Origin of the sequence: Streptomyces vinaceus (assembly GCF_008704935.1) — a bacterium.
GTDB lineage: Bacteria > Actinomycetota > Actinomycetes > Streptomycetales > Streptomycetaceae > Streptomyces > Streptomyces vinaceus.
Genome location: NZ_CP023692.1, coordinates 1346251 through 1366247 on the forward strand (window position 1 = coordinate 1346251; position 19997 = coordinate 1366247).

22 protein-coding genes are annotated in these 19997 nt (G+C 73.2%); 10 read left to right on the top strand and 12 right to left on the bottom strand.

All coding sequences use genetic code 11. The annotated features are described in order from the left end of the window. Positions 1 to 13 precede the first annotated feature (13 nt). From CP980_RS05995 to CP980_RS06010, 4 genes are all read right to left on the bottom strand, one after another. The gene (locus CP980_RS05995) at positions 14 to 1156 is read right to left on the bottom strand and encodes an acyl-CoA dehydrogenase family protein (RefSeq protein WP_132759483.1); all 1143 of its coding nucleotides are present in this window, start codon (positions 1154 to 1156) and stop codon (positions 14 to 16) included. A gap of 9 nt (positions 1157 to 1165) precedes the next feature. Next, on the bottom strand, positions 1166 to 2191 hold the full coding sequence (locus tag CP980_RS06000; protein ID WP_099888721.1) for an LLM class F420-dependent oxidoreductase: 1026 nt from the start codon (positions 2189 to 2191) through the stop codon (positions 1166 to 1168). After that, positions 2191 to 3369 (bottom strand): CaiB/BaiF CoA transferase family protein, encoded by a 1179-nt coding sequence (locus CP980_RS06005; RefSeq protein ID WP_132759482.1) that lies wholly within the window; start codon positions 3367 to 3369, stop codon positions 2191 to 2193. The genes CP980_RS06000 and CP980_RS06005 overlap by 1 nt, the downstream gene beginning before the upstream one ends. Positions 3370 to 3474: 105 nt before the next feature. Beyond that, positions 3475 to 3891, bottom strand: coding sequence for an MmcQ/YjbR family DNA-binding protein (locus CP980_RS06010; protein WP_132759481.1), 417 nt, complete (start codon positions 3889 to 3891; stop codon positions 3475 to 3477). Positions 3892 to 4062: 171 nt separating this feature from the next. On the opposite strand from CP980_RS06010, the gene CP980_RS06015 reads away from it, so the two are divergent. Further along, positions 4063 to 5406 carry a saccharopine dehydrogenase family protein gene (locus CP980_RS06015; RefSeq protein WP_150492891.1) on the top strand — a complete coding sequence of 448 codons (1344 nt, stop codon included), beginning with the start codon at positions 4063 to 4065 and terminating at the stop codon, positions 5404 to 5406. A gap of 12 nt (positions 5407 to 5418) precedes the next feature. On the opposite strand, the gene CP980_RS06020 is transcribed toward CP980_RS06015, so the two are convergent. Continuing rightward, positions 5419 to 6096, bottom strand: a complete 678-nt coding sequence (locus CP980_RS06020; protein WP_132759479.1) for an endonuclease V — start codon at positions 6094 to 6096, stop codon at positions 5419 to 5421. Between the two features lie 25 nt (positions 6097 to 6121). Here CP980_RS06020 and CP980_RS06025 point away from each other — a divergent pair, with 25 nt between their 5' ends. Beyond that, positions 6122 to 6421, top strand: a complete 300-nt coding sequence (locus CP980_RS06025) for a YciI family protein (protein WP_123511716.1) — start codon at positions 6122 to 6124, stop codon at positions 6419 to 6421. 204 nt (positions 6422 to 6625) lie between these two features. Here CP980_RS06025 and CP980_RS06035 read toward each other — a convergent pair whose 3' ends face one another. Together CP980_RS06035 and CP980_RS06040 are read right to left on the bottom strand one after the other, a co-directional pair. Further along, positions 6626 to 7162, bottom strand: coding sequence for a DoxX family protein (locus CP980_RS06035; RefSeq protein ID WP_150492894.1), 537 nt, complete (start codon positions 7160 to 7162; stop codon positions 6626 to 6628). A gap of 257 nt (positions 7163 to 7419) precedes the next feature. Further along, positions 7420 to 8481 carry a WD40/YVTN/BNR-like repeat-containing protein gene (locus tag CP980_RS06040; protein WP_373312770.1) on the bottom strand — a complete coding sequence of 354 codons (1062 nt, stop codon included), beginning with the start codon at positions 8479 to 8481 and terminating at the stop codon, positions 7420 to 7422. Positions 8482 to 8576: 95 nt separating this feature from the next. Here CP980_RS06040 and CP980_RS06045 point away from each other — a divergent pair, with 95 nt between their 5' ends. From CP980_RS06045 to CP980_RS06060, 4 genes are all read left to right on the top strand, one after another. Continuing rightward, positions 8577 to 8993: a (4Fe-4S)-binding protein gene (locus tag CP980_RS06045; RefSeq protein WP_132759476.1), complete on the top strand. Its 417-nt coding sequence runs from the start codon at positions 8577 to 8579 to the stop codon at positions 8991 to 8993. A gap of 178 nt (positions 8994 to 9171) precedes the next feature. Continuing rightward, positions 9172 to 9588 (top strand): spore wall synthesis regulator SsgD, encoded by a 417-nt coding sequence (ssgD, locus tag CP980_RS06050; protein WP_132759475.1) that lies wholly within the window; start codon positions 9172 to 9174, stop codon positions 9586 to 9588. 244 nt (positions 9589 to 9832) lie between these two features. After that, on the top strand, positions 9833 to 11473 hold the full coding sequence (locus CP980_RS06055; protein ID WP_167535798.1) for an ABC-F family ATP-binding cassette domain-containing protein: 1641 nt from the start codon (positions 9833 to 9835) through the stop codon (positions 11471 to 11473). Positions 11474 to 11713: 240 nt separating this feature from the next. Continuing rightward, complete coding sequence (locus CP980_RS06060; RefSeq protein ID WP_099888730.1) at positions 11714 to 12685, top strand: acyl-ACP desaturase; 972 nt, start codon at positions 11714 to 11716, stop codon at positions 12683 to 12685. 106 nt (positions 12686 to 12791) lie between these two features. On the opposite strand, the gene CP980_RS06065 is transcribed toward CP980_RS06060, so the two are convergent. From CP980_RS06065 to ligD, 3 genes are read right to left on the bottom strand one after another with little or no spacing between them, the layout of a single operon-like run. Further along, positions 12792 to 13034: a WhiB family transcriptional regulator gene (locus tag CP980_RS06065; RefSeq protein ID WP_099888731.1), complete on the bottom strand. Its 243-nt coding sequence runs from the start codon at positions 13032 to 13034 to the stop codon at positions 12792 to 12794. Positions 13035 to 13094: 60 nt separating this feature from the next. Further along, positions 13095 to 13889, bottom strand: a complete 795-nt coding sequence (locus CP980_RS06070; protein WP_150492898.1) for a VOC family protein — start codon at positions 13887 to 13889, stop codon at positions 13095 to 13097. Between the two features lie 23 nt (positions 13890 to 13912). Next, positions 13913 to 14971, bottom strand: coding sequence for a non-homologous end-joining DNA ligase (ligD, locus tag CP980_RS06075; RefSeq protein ID WP_132759473.1), 1059 nt, complete (start codon positions 14969 to 14971; stop codon positions 13913 to 13915). A gap of 75 nt (positions 14972 to 15046) precedes the next feature. Between ligD and CP980_RS06080 the strand changes: the two genes are divergently transcribed. Then, positions 15047 to 16114 (top strand): ATP-dependent DNA ligase, encoded by a 1068-nt coding sequence (locus CP980_RS06080; protein WP_150492899.1) that lies wholly within the window; start codon positions 15047 to 15049, stop codon positions 16112 to 16114. A gap of 133 nt (positions 16115 to 16247) precedes the next feature. On the opposite strand, the gene CP980_RS06085 is transcribed toward CP980_RS06080, so the two are convergent. Both CP980_RS06085 and CP980_RS06090 read right to left on the bottom strand, forming a co-directional pair. Then, entirely contained in the window at positions 16248 to 17669 is a 1422-nt protein-coding gene (locus tag CP980_RS06085) for an NAD(P)-binding protein (RefSeq protein WP_150492901.1), read from the bottom strand. A 104-nt stretch (positions 17670 to 17773) separates the two neighbouring features. Then, positions 17774 to 18808, bottom strand: a complete 1035-nt coding sequence (locus CP980_RS06090) for an NAD(P)/FAD-dependent oxidoreductase (RefSeq protein ID WP_150492903.1) — start codon at positions 18806 to 18808, stop codon at positions 17774 to 17776. 65 nt (positions 18809 to 18873) lie between these two features. Here CP980_RS06090 and CP980_RS06095 point away from each other — a divergent pair, with 65 nt between their 5' ends. The 3 genes from CP980_RS06095 (at position 18874) to CP980_RS06105 (ending at position 19997) form a co-directional block, all read left to right on the top strand. Next, positions 18874 to 19359 carry a nucleotide triphosphate diphosphatase NUDT15 gene (locus CP980_RS06095; protein WP_132759469.1) on the top strand — a complete coding sequence of 162 codons (486 nt, stop codon included), beginning with the start codon at positions 18874 to 18876 and terminating at the stop codon, positions 19357 to 19359. A gap of 118 nt (positions 19360 to 19477) precedes the next feature. Further along, positions 19478 to 19750 carry a DUF6400 family protein gene (locus CP980_RS06100; protein WP_132759468.1) on the top strand — a complete coding sequence of 91 codons (273 nt, stop codon included), beginning with the start codon at positions 19478 to 19480 and terminating at the stop codon, positions 19748 to 19750. After that, positions 19737 to 19997 (top strand): hypothetical protein, encoded by a 261-nt coding sequence (locus CP980_RS06105; RefSeq protein ID WP_150492904.1) that lies wholly within the window; start codon positions 19737 to 19739, stop codon positions 19995 to 19997. Before CP980_RS06100 ends, CP980_RS06105 begins: the two co-directional genes overlap by 14 nt.

Consider the following 19997-nt stretch of genomic DNA (forward strand, 5'->3'; position numbering starts at 1 on the left):
GGGAGGTCGGGCATTAGCCGAGGAGGGAGCGGCCGATGATCTCTTTCATGATCTCGGTCGTGCCGCCGTAGATGGTCTGGATGCGGCCGTCGGTGAAGGCGCGTGCGACCCGGTACTCGCTCATGTAGCCGTAACCGCCGTGCAGTTGCAGGCACCGGTCGGCGACGCGCTTCTGGAGCTCGGTCGCCCACCACTTGGCCATCGAGGCGTGGACGTGGTCCAGCTCGCCGTTGGAGTGGTCGACGATGCAGCGGTCCAGGAAGGTGCGGGTGACGGCGCACTCGGTGGCCATCTCCGCTATCTCGAAGCGGATGTGCTGGAGCTTGGAGAGCGGCCGCCCGAAGGCCTCGCGCTCCTTCACGTACGTCGTGGTGATCTCCAGCAGGTGTTCGGCGGCGGCGATGCCGGCCATCGCGATGCCCATCCGCTCCTGCGCGAGATTGGTCATCAGGTGGACGAAGGCCCCGTTCAGCTCGCCGAGCAGGTTCTCCTTCGGGACGCGTACGTCGTGGAAGAACAGCTCGGCGGTGTCCTGCGCCTTCTGGCCGATCTTGTCGAGGTTGCGGCCGCGTTCGAAGCCCTCCGCGCCGCGCTCGACGACCAGCAGCGACAGGCCGTGCGCGCCGCCCTCGGGGGTGGTCCTGGCGACGACGACGACCAGGTCGGCCAGGATGCCGTTGGAGATGAAGGTCTTGGAGCCGTTGAGCACCCAGTGGTCGCCCCGGTCCTCGGCGCTGGTCCGGATCCCCTGGAGGTCGGAGCCCGCGCCCGGCTCGGTCATGGCGATGGCGGTGATGGTCTCGCCGGAGCAGAAGCCGGGCAGCCAGCGCCGCTTCTGCTCCTCGGTGGCCAGCGAGGTCAGGTAGGGGCCGATGATGTCGTTGTGCAGGCCGATCGCGAGTCCGGCGGCGCCCGCCCGGGTGAACTCCTCGGCGATCACGGCCGCGTAGCGGAAGTCGGTGTTCCCGCCGCCCCCGTACTCCTCCGGGACGGCCAGGCCCAGCAGGCCCTGTCGGCCCGCGGCCCGCCAGGCCTCACGGCTGACGATGCCGTCCTTCTCCCACTGGTCGTAGTGCGGCAGCACCTCCTTGGTGAGGAAGGTGCGCACGGTCTCGCGGAACGCCTCGTGGTCGGCGTCGAAGATGCGGCGTTGCATCGGGGCCTCCTAGAGCCAGCTCTTGACGGTTTCGATCAGCCGGGCCGGCTCGGCTCCGACGGGTGTGACGTTGAGCATCGTGACGCCCGCCTCCCGGAAGGCCTCGACGCGCTCGCGCACGTAGCCCTCCGGCCCGCACAAGGTCATGAGCTCGCAGAACTCGTCCGGTACGGCGGCCGCGGCGTCGCGCTTGCGGCCGGAGAGGTAGAGCTCCTGGATCTTGCGGGCCTCCTCCCCGTACCCGTAGGCGACGGCGAGGTCGTTGTAGAAGTTCTTGCCGACCGCGCCCATCCCCCCGACGTACAGGGCGATCTGCGGGCGCGCGAGGTCCCGTACGGCGGCCGCGTCCTCGCCGATCGCGAGCAGCCCGCCCGCCACGGTCTGCAGCGGGCCGAGCTCCGGGGAGCGCAGGGCGGCGCCCTCGGCGAGGGCGCTCCCCCACACCGCGTGGGCCTTCTCGGGCAGGAACAGGGTCGGCAGCCAGCCGTCGGCGATCTCGGCCGTCATCCGCACGTTGGCCGGTCCGAGCGAGGCGATGTAGACGGGGACCGCGTCGCGGACCGGCCGGGTCAGGATCTTCAGCGGCTTGCCGTGCCGGCCGCCCTTCCCGGGCGGCAGCGGCATGTCGGTGATGCCGTGGTGGTCGATGGTCTCGCGGCGCCAGATCCGGCGGCACAGCTCGACCGTCTCGCGGGTCCGCCCGATCGGCCTGTCGTACGGCTTGCCGTGCCAGCCCTCGACGACCTGCGGGCCGGAGGCACCGAGGCCCAGCAGCGCACGGCCACCGGAGATCGCGTCGAGTCCGGCGGCCGTCTGCGCGACGAGGGCCGGGGTGCGCGAGTACACGTTGAGGATGGCCGAGCCGATCTTCATCCGCTCGGTGCGTGCGGCGAGGTAGCCCATGATCGTCGGGGAGTCGAAGCCCCAGGCCTCGGCGACCCACACGGCGTCGAGCCCGGCCGCCTCCAGCGCCGCCGCCTCGTCGGCGGCCCGGCGCGGGTCCCCGGCGTAGTCGAGCATCATGGACAGTTCCATCAGACCTCTTTCGGGAGCAGGGCCGGTACGTCCCAGTCGCGGGCCACGGATGCGGTGTGCGCGCCGGGCTGGGCGGGACCCGAGGTGACCGCGGCCGGCGTGGCCGAGAACCGGGGCGCGGGGGCGGGCTGGGTGATCCCGCCGAAGTCGGTGAACGTGGCACGGGCGGCGAGGTGCGGGTGGAGCGGCGCCTCGCCCAGGGACAGCACCGGTGCCACGCAGGCGTCGGAGCCCTCGAAGACCTCCGTCCACTCCTGGCGCGTACGGGACTTGAAGCGGGCGGCGACGGCCTCGCGGAGCTCGCCCCAGCGGGCCAGGTCCTTGCGGGCGGGAGCCTGCTCCTTGATGCCGAGCAGCTCCGTGAAGGTGTCGTAGAACTGCTGCTCCAGCGCGCCCACCGCCATGTACCCGCCGTCGGAAGTCTCGTACGTGCCGTAGAACGGGCAGCCGCCGTCGAGGAGGTTGGCCCCGCGCCGGTCCTGCCAGCCGCCGGCCGCCATCATGCCGTGGATCATGGCGGTCAGGTGGGCGGTGCCGTCGACGATGGCCGCGTCGACGACCTGACCGGCGCCGCCGGGGGTGCGGGCGTGCTGGAGGGCCGCCAGGACGCCGATGACCAGGTAGAGGGAGCCGCCCGCGTAGTCCCCGACGAGGTTGGCGGGGACGGCCGGCGGCTCCCCCGGGTTGCCGATCATGCCGAGGGCGCCGGTGACGGCGATGTACGCGATGTCGTGCCCGGCGGTGTGCGCGAGGGGACCGTCCTGGCCCCAGCCGGTCATCCGGCCGTAGACCAGCTTCGGGTTGCGGGCGTGGCACGCGGCGGGTCCGACCCCGAGCCGCTCGGCGACGCCGGGGCGGAAGCCCTCGATCAGCACGTCGGCCCGCTCGACGAGGTCCAGCACGCGGGCGGGCCCCTCGGCGGACTTCAGGTCGACCAGGACGGAGCGCTTGCCGCGGTTGGTGACGTCGTACGCGGGGTCGACCGCGAGGGCGCCGCCGCCGGGCCGGTCCACCCGTACGACATCGGCGCCCAGGTCGGCGAGGAGCATGGCGGCGAACGGGCCGGGGCCGATGCCCGCCAGTTCGACGACGCGCACGCCCGCGAGCGGGCCGCCGCCGGGTCTGCCGGGTCCCCCGGGGGTGCCCGGCCCGTCGGGCACGTTCCCTGTCACTGCCATCGAGCCCCCAGCGTCCGTAGCATCCGTGGCGCGCCATTGTGTGACACAACTGATGTAACACCAGCGATGCTAGGAACGCGTTCCACTCAGCACAAGAGCAACCGCTTAGCCGGTTGGCGCGTTTCGCGCCGCGGAGCCCTCCTCCAGCCGCGCGTCGAGCTCCTTGACGTGCCGCTTGAGGGCGACCGTCCGGTAGCTCTCCTCCACCCACTCGCACAGCACGTCGAGGGCCGGGGCCCCCTTCACCCCGAGCGGTACGAACACCCAGCCGGCCCGCCCCAGCCCGTACCCGGTGGGCTCCGCCCCCGGCGCGGCCATGGCGTGGCCGTGCAGCGCCTCGTCCTTGAGCTTCACCGAGAGCCCGGGCGACTGCGGGCCGTCGAGGCCGCCGAGGAAGACGAAGATCTTCTTGTTGACCTTCACCACGCAGTCCTCGGGCCCCCAGGGAAACTCCATCACGGCCTCCGGCAGCCCCTGGGCGAACTCCCGCACCGCCTCCCACTTGCGCACCGCGGCCTTCATCGACGCCTCCCTCACCACGAGCCCGCACCCGCCCGCACGGACGGTCCCCGCCCACGCTAGCCGCGCCCGCCGACACGCGGCGGCCGACGGGTCCGGGGTCCGGGGGCGCTGTTCTGCGCGGGCCGGGTGCGGGTTAGCCTCAGCCACCGACTGGAGTGGGGTGAAGCCGTGATGGACGAAGAGGTTCGGCGGGCTGACGGGGCCACGGGGCACGGAACGGACCGGGATCGAGACCTGTCACGGGACGGGGACCAGGACCGGGAACCGGGCCGGGACCAGGACCGGGAACCGGGCAGGGACCAGGAACCGGGCCGGGACCAGGACCGGGAAGCGGGCCGGCGACGGGAACGCCCTTACGACGTGGTGCTGTTCGGCGCGACCGGCTTCGTCGGCGCCCTCACCGCCGAGTACCTCGCCGCGCACGCCCCCGCCGGCTGCCGGTGGGCGCTCGCTGGGCGCGACCTCGGCAAGCTGGAGCGGCTGCGCGAGCGGCTGACCGCGCTCCACCCCGGCTGCGCCTCGCTGCCGCTGCTGCGCGCGGACGCCGCGGACCCGACGGCCGTACGGGAACTGGCCGCCTCCACCCGGGTCCTCGCCACGACCGTGGGACCGTACGTCCTGTACGGGGCGGAGCTGGTCGCCGCCTGCGCCGCGGCGGGCACGGACTACGTGGACCTCACCGGCGAGCCGGAGTTCGTGGACCGGATGTACGTCGAGCACGACGCCCGGGCCCGGGAAACGGGCGCGCGGCTGGTGCACGCCTGCGGCTTCGACTCGATCCCGGCCGACCTCGGCGCGTACTTCACGGTGGGGCAGCTCCCCGAGGGCGCCGCGCTGCGGGTGGACGGGTTCATGCGGTCCAACGCCACCTTCTCCGGCGGAACGCTGGCCTCCGCCCTCACCGCCATGGGTCGCGGACCGCAGACCCTGGCGGCGGCGCGGGAGCGCCGGCTGCACGAGCCCCGGCTGCCCGGGCGACGCGTGCGCGGACCCCTGGGCGCGCCGCGGTTCAGCCGGGAGACCGGCACGTGGGCGCTCCCGCTGCCGACCCTGGACCACCGCGTCGTGACCCGCTCGGCGGCCGCGCTGGAGCGGTACGGGCCGGACTTCCGCTACCGGCAGTACGCCTCGGTGAAGCACCTCCCGGTCGCCGTGGGCGGCGCGGCGGCGGTCGGCGGGGCGGTGGCCCTGGCACAGCTCCCGGCGGCGCGGCGGTGGCTGATGGGCCGCTGGGAGGCGGGCCAGGGCCCGGACGCGGAGCGTCGGGCGCGCAGCTGGTTCACGGTGCGCTTCGTGGGGGAGGGCGGCGGCCGCCGCGTGTTCACCGAGGTCTCGGGCGGCGACCCGGGCTACGGGGAGACCGCCAAGATGCTGGCGGAGTCCGCGCTGTGCCTCGCGTACGACGCCCTGCCCGACCGGGCCGGCCAGCTCACCACGGCGGTGGCGATGGGCGACGCCCTGCTGGACCGGCTCCAGAAGGCGGGGATCCGTTTCCGGGTGGCCTCGGCCCGCTGAACCGGCCGCCGCTCAGGAGGCCTCGCGCAGGGCCCGTCGGCAGAGCGAGTCGGCGTGCCGGGTGGACTCGGGGATCCGGAAGCGGGGGCTCAGCGCCAGGGCGTGGGCACAGGCGTTGTCGAGCGAGATGCGGTGGCCGACCGAGACGTACACCGGCTTGATCCCGTCCTGCGTGCGCAGCGCCCGGCCGACGACGGCCCCGTCGGCCGCGACCAGCGCGGCGGCGTCACCGCGCCGGGCGCCGGGCTCCTCGTACGTGAACGTGAAGGGGTTCTTCGCCACCCCCATGCTCGGCAGCCCGGTGACGACCCCGAGGTGGCAGGCGAGACCGAAGCCGCGGGGGTGGGCGAGCCCGTACCCGTCGCAGACGACCAGGCCGGGGGCGGCGGTCAGCGATTCGAGGGCGGCCAGCACGGTGGGCAGCTCCCGGAAGGCGAGGAGTCCGGGCACGTAGGGGAAGCTGACGTGCCCGACGGCGGTCGCCTCCTCCACCACTTCCAAGGTGGCGGCGTCGAGGACGACGGCCGCGGCGGCGACCAGGTCGCGCTCGTCGTCGTAGGCGACGTCCACACCGGCGACCAGCCCGCGCCCGGGCGGCGGGCCCGCCTCGTCGAGCACCACGCTCTTGCGGAGTTCGTCCTGTATCGCCCGGGCCTCGGCCTCGTCGGCGGGGGTCTTCACACTCGTCATGAGGTGCGAGAGTAGCCTGGCGATCATGTTCGTCATGGAGCTCACGTACACCGCCCCCATCGAGGCCGTCGAGGACGAGCTGGACGCCCACATCGCGTGGCTGGACGGCTACTACGCCTCGGGCGTCTTCCTCGCCTCGGGCCGCAAGGTCCCGCGCGAGGGCGGCATCATCCTGGCCGCGGGCGTCTCGCGGGCGGAAGTCGAGCGCATCGCGGCGGAGGACCCCTTCGTCCTGGCCGGCGTCTGCGCGTACCGCATCACGGAGTTCATCGCGACGAAGACGTCGCCGGAGCTGGCCGGAGTACGGGAGAACCTGGCGGTCTAGTACGACCGCCGGCGCAATCCATGGGCGGGGGGAGCGAGGACATCGGCGTGGATCTCGACGGTGGTGCCGCGGTCCCTCGTCAAGCCCTTCCACCTTCGGCAGACGGAGGGCCTGCTGACCCGTGAGGCGGGCGTCCTGCGCCTCCTCGGTGCCACGGACGATCCCGCGGCCACCGAGCGGCCTGAGCTGGGGATTGGCGGCGGGTCAGTCCCGGATCAGGAGGACGACGAAACCCGCCACGGCTCCCAGGACCAGCCCCAGGACCGCGTAGCGGGGGCGCGACTCGCGCAGGACCGGGAGCAGGTGGTCCACGGAGAAGCGGCCCGGGCCGGTGAGGGTGAGGGCGACGACCGCGGTGAAGAGGACCGACTCCAGTTCCACGCCTTTGGGGGCGAAGTAGGTGCTCAGGCCCCGGACGGCGAGGACGTTGATGAAGGTGCCGGTCAGGGCCGCGCCTGCGAGCGGGGTGAGGAACCCGAGGGCGAGACCGAGACCGCCGAGGGTCTCGGAGAGACCCGCGATGGCCGCCATGGCCTGGCCGGCGGGGTAGCCGCTCATCGAGAAGCCCTTGCCGGTCGCGGTGAAGCCGGGGCCGTCGAACCAGCCGAAGAGCTTCTGGGTGCCGTGCGCGGCCATGGTGAGGCCGACGACGAGGCGCAGTACGAGCAGGCCGACGTCGTGGGTGGCAGTGGTGGCGGAGGTGGCACCGAAGATCGCGCGGTCCCGTCGGTCGTACGCCATGAACGTCCGTTCTTCCGTCGCCTGGGAGCGACGGCCACCCTATGACGCCCGGCTGCCACGGCCCGGCCGCAACGTCGTCGGCCCCCGTCGTCGACCCGTTCGGCCGCAGACCGGCCCCGGCGCGGACCGACCCTGCCGCAGACCTGCCCCCACGCTGACCGGCCCGGTGCCGACCGACCCCGCCGCAGACCGGCCCGGCCGCAGACCGGCCCGGGCCCGCCGCAGCGGGGACCGGCCCCGGCCGTCCGGCCCGGCTCCTACGGCCGCTCCAGCCTCCCCACCCGTCCCTTCTCCCCCGCCGCCCAGCAGCCGCCGTCGCCCGCGCAGGTGACCGTGTCGAACGAGCCCGGGGCCAGGGGGCGCCACGTCCTGCCCCCGTCCGTCGTCACGTCCGTGCCCGTCGGGCCCACCGCCAGGGCCGCGGTGCGCAGGTGCGGGAGCCAGGCCGCGCCCGAGCGGTAGCCGGGGGGCGGGACCGATGCCGGGCTCCAGGTGCGGCCCGCGTCCGCCGACACGGCGGCGGCCCGCGGGGAGGCCTCGCCGGTGCGGTAGTCACCGCCGACCGCCAGGCCCGTCGTACGGTCCCGGAAGGCCAGGGCGAAGACCCCCTTGGCCGGGTCGCCCGCCGGGATGCCCGACGCGGCGGCCCGCCAGGTGCGGCCGCGGTCCGAGGAGTGCAGGATCCGGCCGGTCGCGCCGCCGCCCGTCGCCAGCCAGGCGTCACGCGGCCCGGCGCTGACCAGGCACTGGCCGCCGGCCGCGAAGCCCGCCTCGCCGGGCAGGGCGTCCGGCATCCCCGCGCTCGGCAGCACCGCCCAGTTCCGGCCGCCGTCGTCCGTCGACAGGATGCGGAACTTGCCGTCCACCGGGTCGCTCACGGCCAGTCCGTGCCGGGAGTCGAAGAAGGTGAGGCAGTCGTAGAAGGCCCGCGGGTCGGGGTTGCGGAAGGCCTCGGTCCAGGTGGCGCCGCCGTCCTCGGTGCGCAGCACCCGCGAGGCCTCTCCCTCCCCGATGGACAGGGCCACCGCGCGCCGGGCGTCGAAGGCCTCGATGTCGCGCAGCTCCAGGCCCTCGGCGACGGCGGCGGGCGGTGAGACGTCCCGCCAGCTGCGGCCGCCGTCCAACGTGCGCAGCACCGTGCCCTTGGTGCCGGCCACCCAGGCCGTGGAGCGGCTGACCGCTGCCAGCCCGCGGAACCGGGCGTCCTTGCCGGTGTCCTTCAGCGCCCAGCCCGCGCCCCGTAACTCCTGCCCGCCCGTACCGCCCTGCGCGTGTGCCGGGGCGGCCAGCAGACCCACCGCCAAAGCCGCCGCGCACATGCCAACTCCCAGAAGTCTCATGGCGCCGGAAGCTAATGCACGCCGGATTCGCCGTCCAGGGTGCGTCCGTGCCGCCGCGTTCCTACGCTGTGGCCATGCCATCCAAGGAACCCAAGGCCTACGACGGCAAGCGCATCACCGTCACCTACGACACCGGGCGGTGCCTGCACGCCGCCGAATGCGTGAGCGGGCTCCCCGAGGTGTTCGACTCGGGGAAGCGTCCGTGGGTACAGCCGGACGGCGCCGAGCCGGAACGGGTCGCCGAGGTGGTCCGCCGGTGCCCGTCGGGGGCGCTGCGGTACCGGCTCGCCGACGAGGGGCCGGCCGAGGAACCGGACCGGCCGACGACGGTCGTACGGTCGTCCGCCGGGCAGCTCGTGATGCGCGGCGATCTGCGCGTGACGACCTCCGAAGGGGCCGTCCGGCACGAGACCAGAGCGATGCTTTGCGCTTGTGGAGTGAGCGGGAACCAGCCGTTCTGCGACCACTCCGGGGCATGCGGCCGCGACTGACTCCCCTTCACCCACCCTCCTCCCGTCGTCACTCTGTGCGATCAAACAGACGCGTTTCAGCCAATCGGTGACACAGCTCACGTCAGTTCGCATGCACGGATTTGCCGATTCCGGCGTCTATCCGGTTGTCGGGCTTCACCCCATGCCCGGCAGCAGATCCGCCGCAAGGGAGCGAGCCTTGATCACTGTTATCGAGCAGGCCGTGCAGGCCCGTCTGGTCGCCGCCGCGCCGAAGGTCGAGACCGTACCCGTCACGCTCTGCTACGACCGAGCGGATCCCTTCGCCGTGCGCATGGCCTTCCCCGCTCCCGCCACCCTGGAAGGCGTCGAGGTGTCGTGGACCTTCGCCCGCGAGCTCCTCGAATCGGGGCTGGACCGCCCGACGGGGTGGGGCGACGTGCGGGTGCGGCCGTACGACATCGACCGGACCACGATCGAGTTCCACGCGCCGGAGGGTGTGGCGATCGTGCTGATGCTGACGGCCGAACTGCACCGCTTCCTGGAGCGGGCCGCGGCGATCGTGCCGCCGGGGCTGGAGCACCTGTACCTGGACATGGACCACGACCTGGCCGAGCTGATGCGCGACCCGCACTGAGGCCCGGACGCCTCCCGGTCCGCGCACCCCCGCACCCGCCCTTTAAATCGTTTGCGGGCGGCTCCCGGCCGCCCGTAGCTTCGTAGACGCCCCATTGCCGTCGAAACGGAGCAGGCCGTTGCTCTTCTGAGGTCCGAGACACCGACCGATCCCGCCATCCGACCCGTTCCGCGTCCACGCCCGGGTCCGACCGTCGGCTGTCTCCCCGCGTTGCACTCACCACTCACGCAACCTGGAGGCCTCCATGAGCCACGCCCCCGCATTCATCACCTGCTCCGCCCTGTCCTTCGACTGGCCCGACGGGACTCCCGTCTTCGAGGACTTCCAGCTGGCCGTCGGCCCCGGCCGAACCGGCCTCATCGGGCTCAACGGCTGCGGCAAGTCCACCCTGCTGAAACTCATCTCCGGTGAACTGACCCCCTCCGACGGCCAGTTGTCGGTGGCCGGCACCCTCGGGTACCTCCCGCAGGGGGTCACCCTCGACACCGCCCTGCGCGTGGACGAGGCGCTCGGCATCCGCACCGCCCGCGCCGCCCTGCACGCCATCGAGGCGGGCGAGGCGACCGAGGCGAACTTCGCCGCCGTCGGCGACGACTGGGACGTCGAGGAGCGGGCCCTGGCCACCCTCGACCAGCTCGGCCTCGCCCGCATCGGCCTGGACCGGACGGTTGGCGAACTGTCCGGCGGCGAATGCGTGTTGCTGCGCCTCGCCGCCCTGCTGCTCGCCCGCCCCGACGTCCTGCTGCTCGACGAGCCGACGAACAACCTGGACCTGCGGGCCCGGCGCCGCCTGTACGCGGCGGTCGAGTCCTGGTCCGGGGTGCTGCTCGTGGTCAGCCACGACCGGGAGCTGCTGGAGCGGGTCGACCAGATCGCCGACCTGCACGACGGCGAAGTCCGCTGGTACGGGGGGAACTTCTCCGCGTACGAGGAACAGCTGGCCGCCGAGCAGGACGCGGCCGAGCGGATGGTCCGGGTCGCGGAGGCCGACGTACAGCGGCAGAAGCGGGAACTGTCCGACGCGCACATGAAGTTGGCGCGGCGCAAGCGGTACGGCCAGAAGATGAACGACTCGAAGCGCGAGCCGAAGATCGTCATGGGCGCCCGCAAGCGCGCGGCGCAGGAGTCGGCCGGCAAGCACCGGATCCTGCACACCGAGAAGCTGGCGCAGGCGAAGGAACGCCTGGACCAGGCGGCGGAGGCGGTCCGGGACGACGACGAGATCCGGATCAAGCTGCCCGCCACGCAGGTCCCGCCGGGCAGGCGGGTCCTGACCCTGAGCGACGTGCACCTGGCGCACGGGGCGCGGGCCGCGGGCGAGTGGGAGCTGCGCGGTCCGGAGCGGATCGCGCTGGTGGGCCGCAACGGCTCGGGCAAGACGACCCTGCTGCGCACGATCGCGGGGGCGCTCGCGCCGGTGTCCGGGGAGGCGGTCACGCACGTGCCGACGCGGTTCCTGCCGCAGCGGCTGGACGTGCTCGACGAGAGCCGCTCGGTGGTGGAGAACGTGGCCCGGTTCGCCCCGCAGGCCTCGAACAACCTGGTCCGGGCGCGGCTCGCGCACTTCCTGTTCCGGGGCGCCCGGGCGGACCGGCCGGCCGGCACCCTGTCGGGCGGCGAGCGGTTCCGGGCGGCTCTGGCGGCGCTGCTGCTGGCGGAGCCGGCTCCGCAGCTGCTGATGCTGGACGAGCCGACGAACAACCTGGACCTGGCCAGCGTGCGGCAGCTCACGGAGGCACTGGAGTCGTACGAGGGTGCGCTGCTGGTGGCCAGCCACGACGTGCCGTTCCTGGAGTCGCTCGGGATCACCCGGTGGCTGCTGCTGGACGGCGAGCTGAAGCCGACCACGGCCGAGGAGGTGCGCGAGGCCCTCTGGCACGAGTGAGCCCGGCCGCCGTCATGCCCGTCCTGGCGGTGACCACCGTCAAGGCGGGCGTCACGGGCCACCTGCCGGGGCGACTTTCGCTCCGGCGGGCCCCTGCCGCACGCCCTCAAACTGCGCAGATAACCGGACGTAACCGGTCATATGAACGCCTGGGGCTTGGCTGGTCCTCACGCTCCGCTTAACCTACGGGTTCGTAGGCTACGGAACCGTAGGTATTTCGCTTTGTCCTCAGGAGCACCCGTGACAATCACCTCTCCCCACCTCGGCAGCTCGGAGGCGTGGACCGACGCCAAGCTGCTGTTCGCGCTGGAAGAGGTGGTCGAGAAGGAACTCAACCGCCATCTGAAGGTCACCAAGGACTGGATGCCCCACGAGTACGTCCCGTGGAGCGACGGCCGCAACTTCCCGGGCTTCTTCGAGGACGGCGAGGCCTGGGACCCGCAGCAGTCCAAGGTCACCGACATCGGCAAGATCGCGCTGGTCGTGAACCTGCTGACGGAGGACAACCTCCCCAGCTACCACCACGAGATCGCCACGCTCTTCGGGCGCAACGGCGCCTGGGGCACGTGGGTGCACCGCTGGACGGCCGAGGAGGGCCGCCACGGCATCGTGATGCGCGACTACCTGCTGGCCTCGCGCGCCGTGGACCCGGACAAGCTGGAAGCGTTCCGCATGCAGCACATGTCGGAGGGCTTCGAGTCCGACAACCGGCACTCGATGCTGCACTCGGTGGCGTACGTGGCCTTCCAGGAGCTCGCGACCCGCATCTCGCACCGCAACACCGGCCACCAGTCCGGTGACCCGGTCTGCGACCGGATGCTGGCCCGCATCGCGCAGGACGAGAACCTGCACATGGTCTTCTACCGCAACCTGCTGGGCGCGGCCTTCGAGCTCGCCCCGGACCTGACGATGCAGGCCGTTCGGGACGTCGTGGTCAACTTCCGGATGCCCGGACACGGTATGCCCGGCTTCGAGCGGATGGCCGCGCAGATGGCGATCGGCGGGGTCTACAACCTGCGGATCCACCACGACGACGTGCTGAGCCCCGTGATCCGCTTCCTGAAGATCATGGACATCGACGGTCTCGGTCCCGAGGGCCGGCAGGCCCAGGAGGAGCTCGGGCTCTTCATGAACGGTCTGGACTCCGAGGCCCGCAAGTTCGACGAGCGTCTGGCCGCCCGCGCGGCGCGTCTCGCGGCCCGCAAGGCCTGACACCTGCCCCGTACGCCTCGAAACCCTGGCAGGGCCCCCGCCCTGCCAGGGTTTCGCGTTCGTCCGGGGTTCGCGCGTCCGGGGCGGGTGCCCGGCGGCGGTCCCGTCAGCCGCGCCGGCGCAGGGCGAGGCGCTCGGATTCCGAGAGCCCGCCCCAGACGCCGAAGCGCTCGTCGTTGGCCAGGGCGTACTCCAGGCACGCCGCGCGGCCCTCGCACGCCCCGCACAGCCGCTTCGCGTCCCGCAGGGAGGAGCCCGGCTCCGGGAAGAAGAAGCCCGGGCCCGTCTGGGCGCAGAGGGCGAGGTCGTACCAGGCGGGTGCTGCGGTGGTGGAGGTGTTCATCGACATGCCGGAGATCCTCACCGCCGCCGATGGACGTCCGATCAACGCCTGATCAACACCGGCTCCTCAAGCCCCCGGGGCGGGGGCGCTGGCGATGACGGCGAACCGCGCGCCGTAGGGGTCGGCCAGCTTGGCGAAGCGGCCGACGCCCTCCATGGACACCGGCGACAGCCGGACCTTGCCGCCCGACTCCTCCGCCTGGGCCGCCGTCACGTCACAGTCGGGCACCTCGAAGTACGGGGTCCAGTAGGGGCGTTCGGCGTCCTCCACCGGGTCGGTCCCGATCGGGACGAGGCCGCCGAAGGCCGCCCGGTCGGGCGTGCCCGCCGCTTTGACCGCGGTGTACGAGCCGCCCTCGAAAGGCATCTCGTTGACCTCCCACCCGAAGACCGCGCCGTAGAAGGCCGCGGCCGCCGGCACATCGGGCGTGTAGAGCTCGGTCCAGCACAGGGTGCCGACGTCGGTGACGGCGCCGAGGCCTTCGATCCTGCCCGGCTGCCAGATCGAGAACGTGACCCCCGCGGGGTCGGCGAAGATCGCCATCCGGCCGAGGCCCATGACGTCCCTGGGCTCGACCGCGACCGTGCCGCCCGCCTGGACCACGGCGGCCGCGGTGGCGTCCGCGTCGGAGCTCCGGAAGTACACCGTCCACGCCGACCGGACCTCGCCCGGCGCGACGGCCATGCCGCCCGCCACCGTCCTGCCGTCGAGCTGGAACATCGCGTATCCGCCGGCTTCCTCGCCGCCCGGCCGGTAGTCCCAGCCGAACAGCGCGGTGTAGAACCCGGCGGCCCCGTCGAGGTCGGGCGTGCCGAGGTCGACCCAGTTCGGGGAGCCGTCCGTGTAGTCCGTCGTGAGCATGACCCGTACTCCTTCCGTCCTCCCTACGAGCTGTCCTCGTCCTTCGTGTCCTCGCGGCCCTTCGTCTCCCCGTGCTTCGCCCGGCTCGGCTGGACGCGCTTCGGCTCGCCGGGCATCTTCGGGTAGTCCGGCGGGTACGGCATGTCGCCCAGGCCGTGCTCGTGTTCGTGGCGCTCGGCCAGTTCCAGGGCCGCGTCCAGGGTGAAGGCGTGCTCGTCCATGTCCGCGTGCAGGTCCCCGAGCTCCGCGTACCGCGCCGGCATCGTGGTGATGTCGAAGTCGCGGGGCTCGGCGGAGTCGATCTCGTCCCAGCGCAGCGGGGCCGAGACCGGGGCGTGCGGGCGTGGGCGCACGGAGTACGCGGAGGCGATCGTGCGGTCGCGGGCGGTCTGGTTGTAGTCGACGAAGATCCGCTCGCCGCGCTCCTCCTTCCACCACGCCGTGGTCACCTTGCCGGGCATCCGCTGTTCCAGTTCACGGCCGATCGCGATCGCGCAGCGCCGGACCTCGGTGAACGTCCAGCGCGGCTCGATCGGGACGAAGACGTGCAGACCCCGCCCGCCGGAGGTCTTGGGCCAGCCGCGCAGGCCCAGGTCCTCCAGTACGTCGCGCAGCTCGTGGGCGCAGATCACCGCGTGGTGGTAGTCGGTGCCCGGTTGCGGGTCCAGGTCGATGCGCAGTTCGTCGGGCCGGTCGGTGTCCCCGCGCCGCACCGGCCAGGGGTGGAAGGTCAGGCAGCCCAGGTTGGCGGCCCACAGGACGGCGGCCGGTTCGGTCGGGCAGATCTCGTCGGCTGTGCGCCCGCTGGGGAACTCGATGTGGGCGGTCGGGATCCAGTCGGGCAGGTTCTTCGGGGCGCGCTTCTGGAAGAAGGACTCGCCCTCCACCCCTTCGGGGTAGCGCTCCAGGGTGGTGGGCCGGTTGCGCAGGGCGCGCGTGATCCCGTCGGCCACGGACAGGTAGTACCGCGCCACGTCCAGCTTGGTCAGGCCCCGCTCGGGGAAGTAGACCTTGTCCGGGCTGGACAGCCGTACGGTCCGCCCGCCCGCGTCCAGCTCGATGGCATTACCGGATGCACCCATGTGCGCCACGGTAGGCGGCCCCCGCCCGGTGCGCATACCGGGCGGGCCGGGACGTACCACCGCAGAATCTAAGACATGGATCTGCCCGTGATGCCGCCCGTGAAGCCGATGCTCGCCAAGTCGGTGTCCAAGATCCCTCCGGGCATGCAGTACGAGGCCAAATGGGACGGCTTCCGGGCCATCGTGCACCGCGACGGCGACGAGGTGGAGATCGGCAGCCGTACGGGGAAGTCCCTGACCCGGTACTTTCCCGAGTTGGTGACCGCGCTGAAGGACAACCTGCCCGCCCGCTGCGTCGTGGACGGCGAGATCGTCATCGTTCACGGCGGGCGGCTCGACTTCGACCGGCTGACCGAGCGGATCCATCCCGCGCAGTCCCGTGTCGACATGCTGGCGCAGAAGACGCCGGCCGGGTTCGTCGCCTTCGATCTGCTCGCGCTCGGCGACCAGTCCCTCCTCGACACCCCGCTCGCAGCCCGCCGTACCGCCCTCACCGACGCCCTGTCCACCGCTCGGCCCCCCGTTCATCTCGCGCCCGCCACCACCGACCCCGCGCTCGCGCAGGAGTGGTTCGAGCGGTTCGAGGGCGCCGGGCTCGACGGGGTGATCGCCAAACCGCTCGATCTGCCCTACCGGCCCGATGCCCGCCTCATGTTCAAGATCAAGCACGAGCGTACGGCCGACGTCGTCGTCGCGGGCTTCCGTTTCCACAAGAGCGGTCCGATTGTCGGATCGCTCCTCCTGGGCCTGCACGACGCCCACGGAGCCCTCCAGCACGTGGGCGTCTGCGCCGCCTTCCCCATGAAGCGCCGGGCCGAACTGGTGGAGGAGCTCGCACCCCTGCGGATGGACGACACCACCGGCCACCCGTGGGCCGCCTGGGCCGAGGAGGCCGCCCATGAGAGCGCCCGGCTGCCCGGCGCACAGAGCCGCTGGACCGGCAAGAAGGACCTCTCCTGGGTACCGCTGCGCCCCGAGCGCGTCTGCGAGGTCGCGTACGACCACCTGGAGGGCGACCGCTTCCGGCACACCGCCCAGTTCCGCCGCTGGCGGCCCGACCGCGAACCGCAGAGCTGTACGTACGCCCAGCTCGAAGAGGTCGTCGGCTACGACCTCGCCGAGGTCCTCAACTTGAAGGCGTAGGTCGCTCGTTTCGATCTTGATCAACCCTCTGGCATGCCGACACGACGAGACGCCGACCAGCACATGGTTCGAGCGGAATCACAAGAGCGTCCACAAGCCACTACGCCCGCACGCCGTACGACAACAACCCTGATCAGTAAAGGTATTGGGGCCAACCGGGCGCCGGGGCGCGGACCAGCTTCTCCCACTCCTCGCGGTCCGGGCCCGCCGCGTGTGGCGCGTATCCGGGGCGGGCCGCCAGCCAGCGCTCCACACGGGCCCTCACCTGCGGGTCCGCGTACGCCCGCTCCGGCGGTTCGACCAGGTGCCGCACCCGCGCCCGGGCCCGCATCACCTCGGGGTCCTCCAGCGCGCACTCGAAGAGCGCGGCCACCGCGCGCGCCGACTCCGTCCGCCCCGCCCGCGTCGCGAACCGCTCCCCGATGGCCGTGTCGGCCACCACCTGGAAGTCGAACCACGGCTTCAGGGTGCGTACGGCCCACGCGTGGTACGCGGCGGCGAACCGCACCGATCCCGGGTCCTGGTGCGCCGTACGGGCCACCCTGCACGCGGCCCACAGCGCCAGCGAGGTGCCCTGCCCCAGCGTCGGGTTGGTGTGCGTGATCGCATCCCCGATCGGCACCAGGCCGGTCGCCACCGGCCCCCGCTCGTCGACCAGCGCGCTCCACCGGTTGTCCAGGCCGCCCGTGGCCAGGACCCCGGACAGCGGTTCGGCGCCCAGGTCCAGCCAGGCCGCTCCGGGCGGAAAGGCCCGGGCCGCGGCCTCGAACACGGCGGGATCGCGCAGCGCGGCGCGGGTGGTGTCCCCGGTGTGGACGAACAGGGTCACCGCGAACAGCCGGTTGTCGGCCGGGAAGACGGCGCACCCCGCGAACGTGTTCCCGGTCACCGCCCACGGCCTGCGCGGCCCCTCCTCCATCCCCTCGGGCAGCCGGTACCAGCGGCAGAAGTACGCCAGCCCCGTCCGGTGCCGTTCCACCACCGCCGGCCGGCAGCCCGCCGCGGGCAGCAGGCGCTCGACGCCCCCGCGCCGCCCGCCCGCGTCCACCACGAGGTCCCCCGCGTACGCACCGGCCGCAGTGGTCACGCCCCCCACCCGTACGGCGGAACCCCGCGCCTCGGCCAGCAGCCCGGTCACCGGCTCCCCGTGGTGCATCACGGCCCCCGGTTCGGCGCGCAGCGCGGTGGTCAGGGCGCTCTCCAGGACGATGCGCCGGGCCTGGAGCATCACCAGGTCCTCGTCACCGGGCCGGGCCGGCGGGCGTACGTCGAACCAGTCCAGCTCGTGCCGCTCGCGCGCCCCGAGCCGCAGCATCCGCGCGTGGACGTCGGGCAGTTCCTGCCGCAGGACCGTACGGGCCGCACCGAGCAGGGCGTGCGGCTGCGTGGCCTGCGGGACGCCCGGCCGGTGCCAGCCGAAGAAGTCCCGGTCGAGCGCGGCGCCGGGTGCGCGCGTATCGCGTTCGAACAGCTCGGCGGTGTGTCCGTACCGCGCCGCGAGCAGCGCGGTCGCCAGCCCCCCGACACCTCCGCCGATGACCAGCACATGTGCCATTGCGCGCCCCCCGAGCCGCTGAGCCGATGAACGGTACGAAGATCGGACTGTTCAGAGCCTGCACGAACCCGCCCCGGCCGAAACCCGCACACCCGTCCGACGGACTAAGCTCCGCCCGCGCCCGCGCCCCCGCCGCCGGCAGCGGCGCGGTGGGCTTCCAGCGCCCGCCGGCCCTCCTCCTCGATCAGGTCGCCGTTGAGCGCCACGGCCGCCCGCACCCCGGCCGCGGCCGCCCCGGCCAGCTGCTCCATGGGGCCGGCCACGTTCCCGGCCGCCCAGACACCGCGCAGCGCGGTGGCTCCGGTCAGCGGATCCGCCTCCAGGCAGGTGCCGATCGCCGTCCCGTCCCGCTCCACCGTGGCCACGGGCAGCCCGAGGCTCGCCGCGACCCCGGCGCGGGCGGTGAACCGCGGGGCCACCACGAGGGCCGTGCACGCCACCTTCCCGCCGTCGGCCAAGGTCACGCCGGCCAGCCGGTCGCCGGCGATGTCCAGCCCGCTCACCTCGCCCTCCGCCACCGCGACGCCGAGCGCGGACAGCAGCTCCCGGTCCTCCTCGGTGAGCCGCCGGGTATGGGTCAGCAGGGTCACGCGGTCGGTCCAGTTCCGCCACATCTGCGCCTGGTGCACGGCGAGCGGACCGGTGGCCAGCACCGCGACCGGCTCGTCGCGCACCTCCCAGCCGTGGCAGTACGGGCAGTGCAGCACGTCCCGCCCCCAGCGCTCGCGCAGCCCCGGCAGCTCCGGCAGTTCGTCGACCAGCCCCGTGGCGATCAGCAGCCGGCCCGCCCGTACGGAGGACCCGTCGGCGCACCGGACGAGGAAGCCGCCGCCGGGCAGCCGGTCGGCGGCGAGCGCGGTGCCGGCGGCTCCGCAGCGGATCCGGCCCCCGTACCCGGTGACCTCGGCCCGCCCCACCGCCAGCAGCTCCGCCGGGCTCGCCCCGTCCCGGCCCAGGTAGCCGTGCAGGTGGGCGGCGGGGGCGTTGCGCGGGCTGCCGGAGTCGAGCACCAGTACGCGGCGGCGGGCCCGGGCCAGGGTGAGCGCCCCGGCGAGTCCGGCGGTCCCACCGCCCACGACCACCACGTCGAAGGAGTCCGTCGGCGTGTTGTCCCTTGCGTCGTCGCTCGCGTTGTCCATACCGCCGAGGGTGTGGCCCGCCCACCCGCTTGACAAACTCTGTTGCCGAACCGGCAAATGGAGCGATGACCACACCCAGCGACCGCCCCGGACCCCCGACCCGGGCCGTCCCCCGGCCCAACGCCGTCGTCGGCGTCGGCCTCGTCGTGACCGACCCGGCCGGGCGCGTGCTCCTCGGCCAGGCCCACGACGGCCGCTGGGAGCTGCCCGGCGGGAAGGTCGACCCCGGCGAGAGCTTCGAGCAGGCCGCCGCCCGCGAGCTGGCCGAGGAGACGGATCTGCGGGCCGCCCCCGAGGACATCCGGATCCTGACCGTCCAGCTCTCCCCGGAGGCAGGGACGACCCGCCTGACCGCGGGGGCCGTGACCGGCGCCGCCGAGGGCACCCCCACCGTCACCGAGCCGCACAAGATCCTGCGCTGGCAGTGGTTCGCCCCGGAGGCGATCCCGGAAGCCCTCTATGCGCCCTCCGTGACGGTCCTCCGCGCCTGGCGCCCCGAGCTCGGGCCGACCCTGCCGCCCGTCCCCTCGTACGACTACCCGACGCCCTGACGCGGTCGGGAGGACAGGGCAGGGCACGGCAGAGCGGGGCAGGCGGCGCCGCCGACCCGCTGTGACATCTCCCACCCCCTCTTGCCACGGCAAGGAAGGCATACCTAAGTTCGTATGCATGGCCCCCCACCACCCCACACCCCCCACCGGCCCGGACTCCGCCGGGCTGACCGAGTTCACCGTCGACCTCACCGCCCAGGAGGTCCTGCGGCGGGCCCAGGTCATGGCCGCCCTCGGCCCCGACTGGGACCCCGTCGAGGTACTGCGCGGTGAGGAGGCGGCGTACGACCTGCTCTACTCCGGCCTCGACGCCGAGCAGCAGCGCATCCACGACAGCCTGGTCGAGGCCGGTGTGCTCGCCCCGCGCGGGGACGGCCATGCTGCCGCTTGACCCGCAGGCGGACCCCGGGCGGCGTGCCTGGGTGGCCTGCCCGAGCTGCGACGACGCCCGCGGCTGCCCGCCCTGCGAGGAGCGGCGCACCTGCTCCGCGCACTGGCGCTACCTGCTCACCAACACCGGCAGCCTGCTGCACCTGCAGTGCCCTTCCTGCACCCACGTCTGGGTGCACGAGAGCGGCTTCGGCGCCACGCGCTCCCTGTGGAGCCGCGTCACCGGCGGCCGCCCGACCGGGCTCTGA

Excerpts from the sequence above, each read along its gene's own strand:
- CP980_RS06095 (WP_132759469.1), top strand. The coding sequence starts at position 18,874 with ATGACCACACCCAGCGACCGCCCCGGACCCCCGACCCGGGCCGTCCCC.
- CP980_RS06000 (WP_099888721.1), bottom strand. The coding sequence starts at position 2,191 with ATGGAACTGTCCATGATGCTCGACTACGCCGGGGACCCGCGCCGGGCC.
- CP980_RS06090 (WP_150492903.1), bottom strand. The coding sequence starts at position 18,808 with ATGGACAACGCGAGCGACGACGCAAGGGACAACACGCCGACGGACTCC.
- CP980_RS05995 (WP_132759483.1), bottom strand. The coding sequence starts at position 1,156 with ATGCAACGCCGCATCTTCGACGCCGACCACGAGGCGTTCCGCGAGACC.
- CP980_RS06055 (WP_167535798.1), top strand. The coding sequence starts at position 9,833 with ATGAGCCACGCCCCCGCATTCATCACCTGCTCCGCCCTGTCCTTCGAC.
- CP980_RS06070 (WP_150492898.1), bottom strand. The coding sequence starts at position 13,889 with ATGCTCACGACGGACTACACGGACGGCTCCCCGAACTGGGTCGACCTC.
- CP980_RS06065 (WP_099888731.1), bottom strand. The coding sequence starts at position 13,034 with ATGTCGATGAACACCTCCACCACCGCAGCACCCGCCTGGTACGACCTC.
- CP980_RS06025 (WP_123511716.1), top strand. The coding sequence starts at position 6,122 with ATGTTCGTCATGGAGCTCACGTACACCGCCCCCATCGAGGCCGTCGAG.
- CP980_RS06040 (WP_373312770.1), bottom strand. The coding sequence starts at position 8,481 with ATGTGCGCGGCGGCTTTGGCGGTGGGTCTGCTGGCCGCCCCGGCACAC.
- CP980_RS06005 (WP_132759482.1), bottom strand. The coding sequence starts at position 3,369 with ATGGCAGTGACAGGGAACGTGCCCGACGGGCCGGGCACCCCCGGGGGA.
- ligD (WP_132759473.1), bottom strand. The coding sequence starts at position 14,971 with ATGGGTGCATCCGGTAATGCCATCGAGCTGGACGCGGGCGGGCGGACC.
- CP980_RS06105 (WP_150492904.1), top strand. The coding sequence starts at position 19,737 with ATGCTGCCGCTTGACCCGCAGGCGGACCCCGGGCGGCGTGCCTGGGTG.
- CP980_RS06035 (WP_150492894.1), bottom strand. The coding sequence starts at position 7,162 with ATGGCGTACGACCGACGGGACCGCGCGATCTTCGGTGCCACCTCCGCC.
- CP980_RS06015 (WP_150492891.1), top strand. The coding sequence starts at position 4,063 with ATGGACGAAGAGGTTCGGCGGGCTGACGGGGCCACGGGGCACGGAACG.
- CP980_RS06080 (WP_150492899.1), top strand. The coding sequence starts at position 15,047 with ATGGATCTGCCCGTGATGCCGCCCGTGAAGCCGATGCTCGCCAAGTCG.
- CP980_RS06020 (WP_132759479.1), bottom strand. The coding sequence starts at position 6,096 with ATGACGAGTGTGAAGACCCCCGCCGACGAGGCCGAGGCCCGGGCGATA.
- CP980_RS06085 (WP_150492901.1), bottom strand. The coding sequence starts at position 17,669 with ATGGCACATGTGCTGGTCATCGGCGGAGGTGTCGGGGGGCTGGCGACC.
- CP980_RS06100 (WP_132759468.1), top strand. The coding sequence starts at position 19,478 with ATGGCCCCCCACCACCCCACACCCCCCACCGGCCCGGACTCCGCCGGG.
- CP980_RS06045 (WP_132759476.1), top strand. The coding sequence starts at position 8,577 with ATGCCATCCAAGGAACCCAAGGCCTACGACGGCAAGCGCATCACCGTC.
- CP980_RS06010 (WP_132759481.1), bottom strand. The coding sequence starts at position 3,891 with ATGAAGGCCGCGGTGCGCAAGTGGGAGGCGGTGCGGGAGTTCGCCCAG.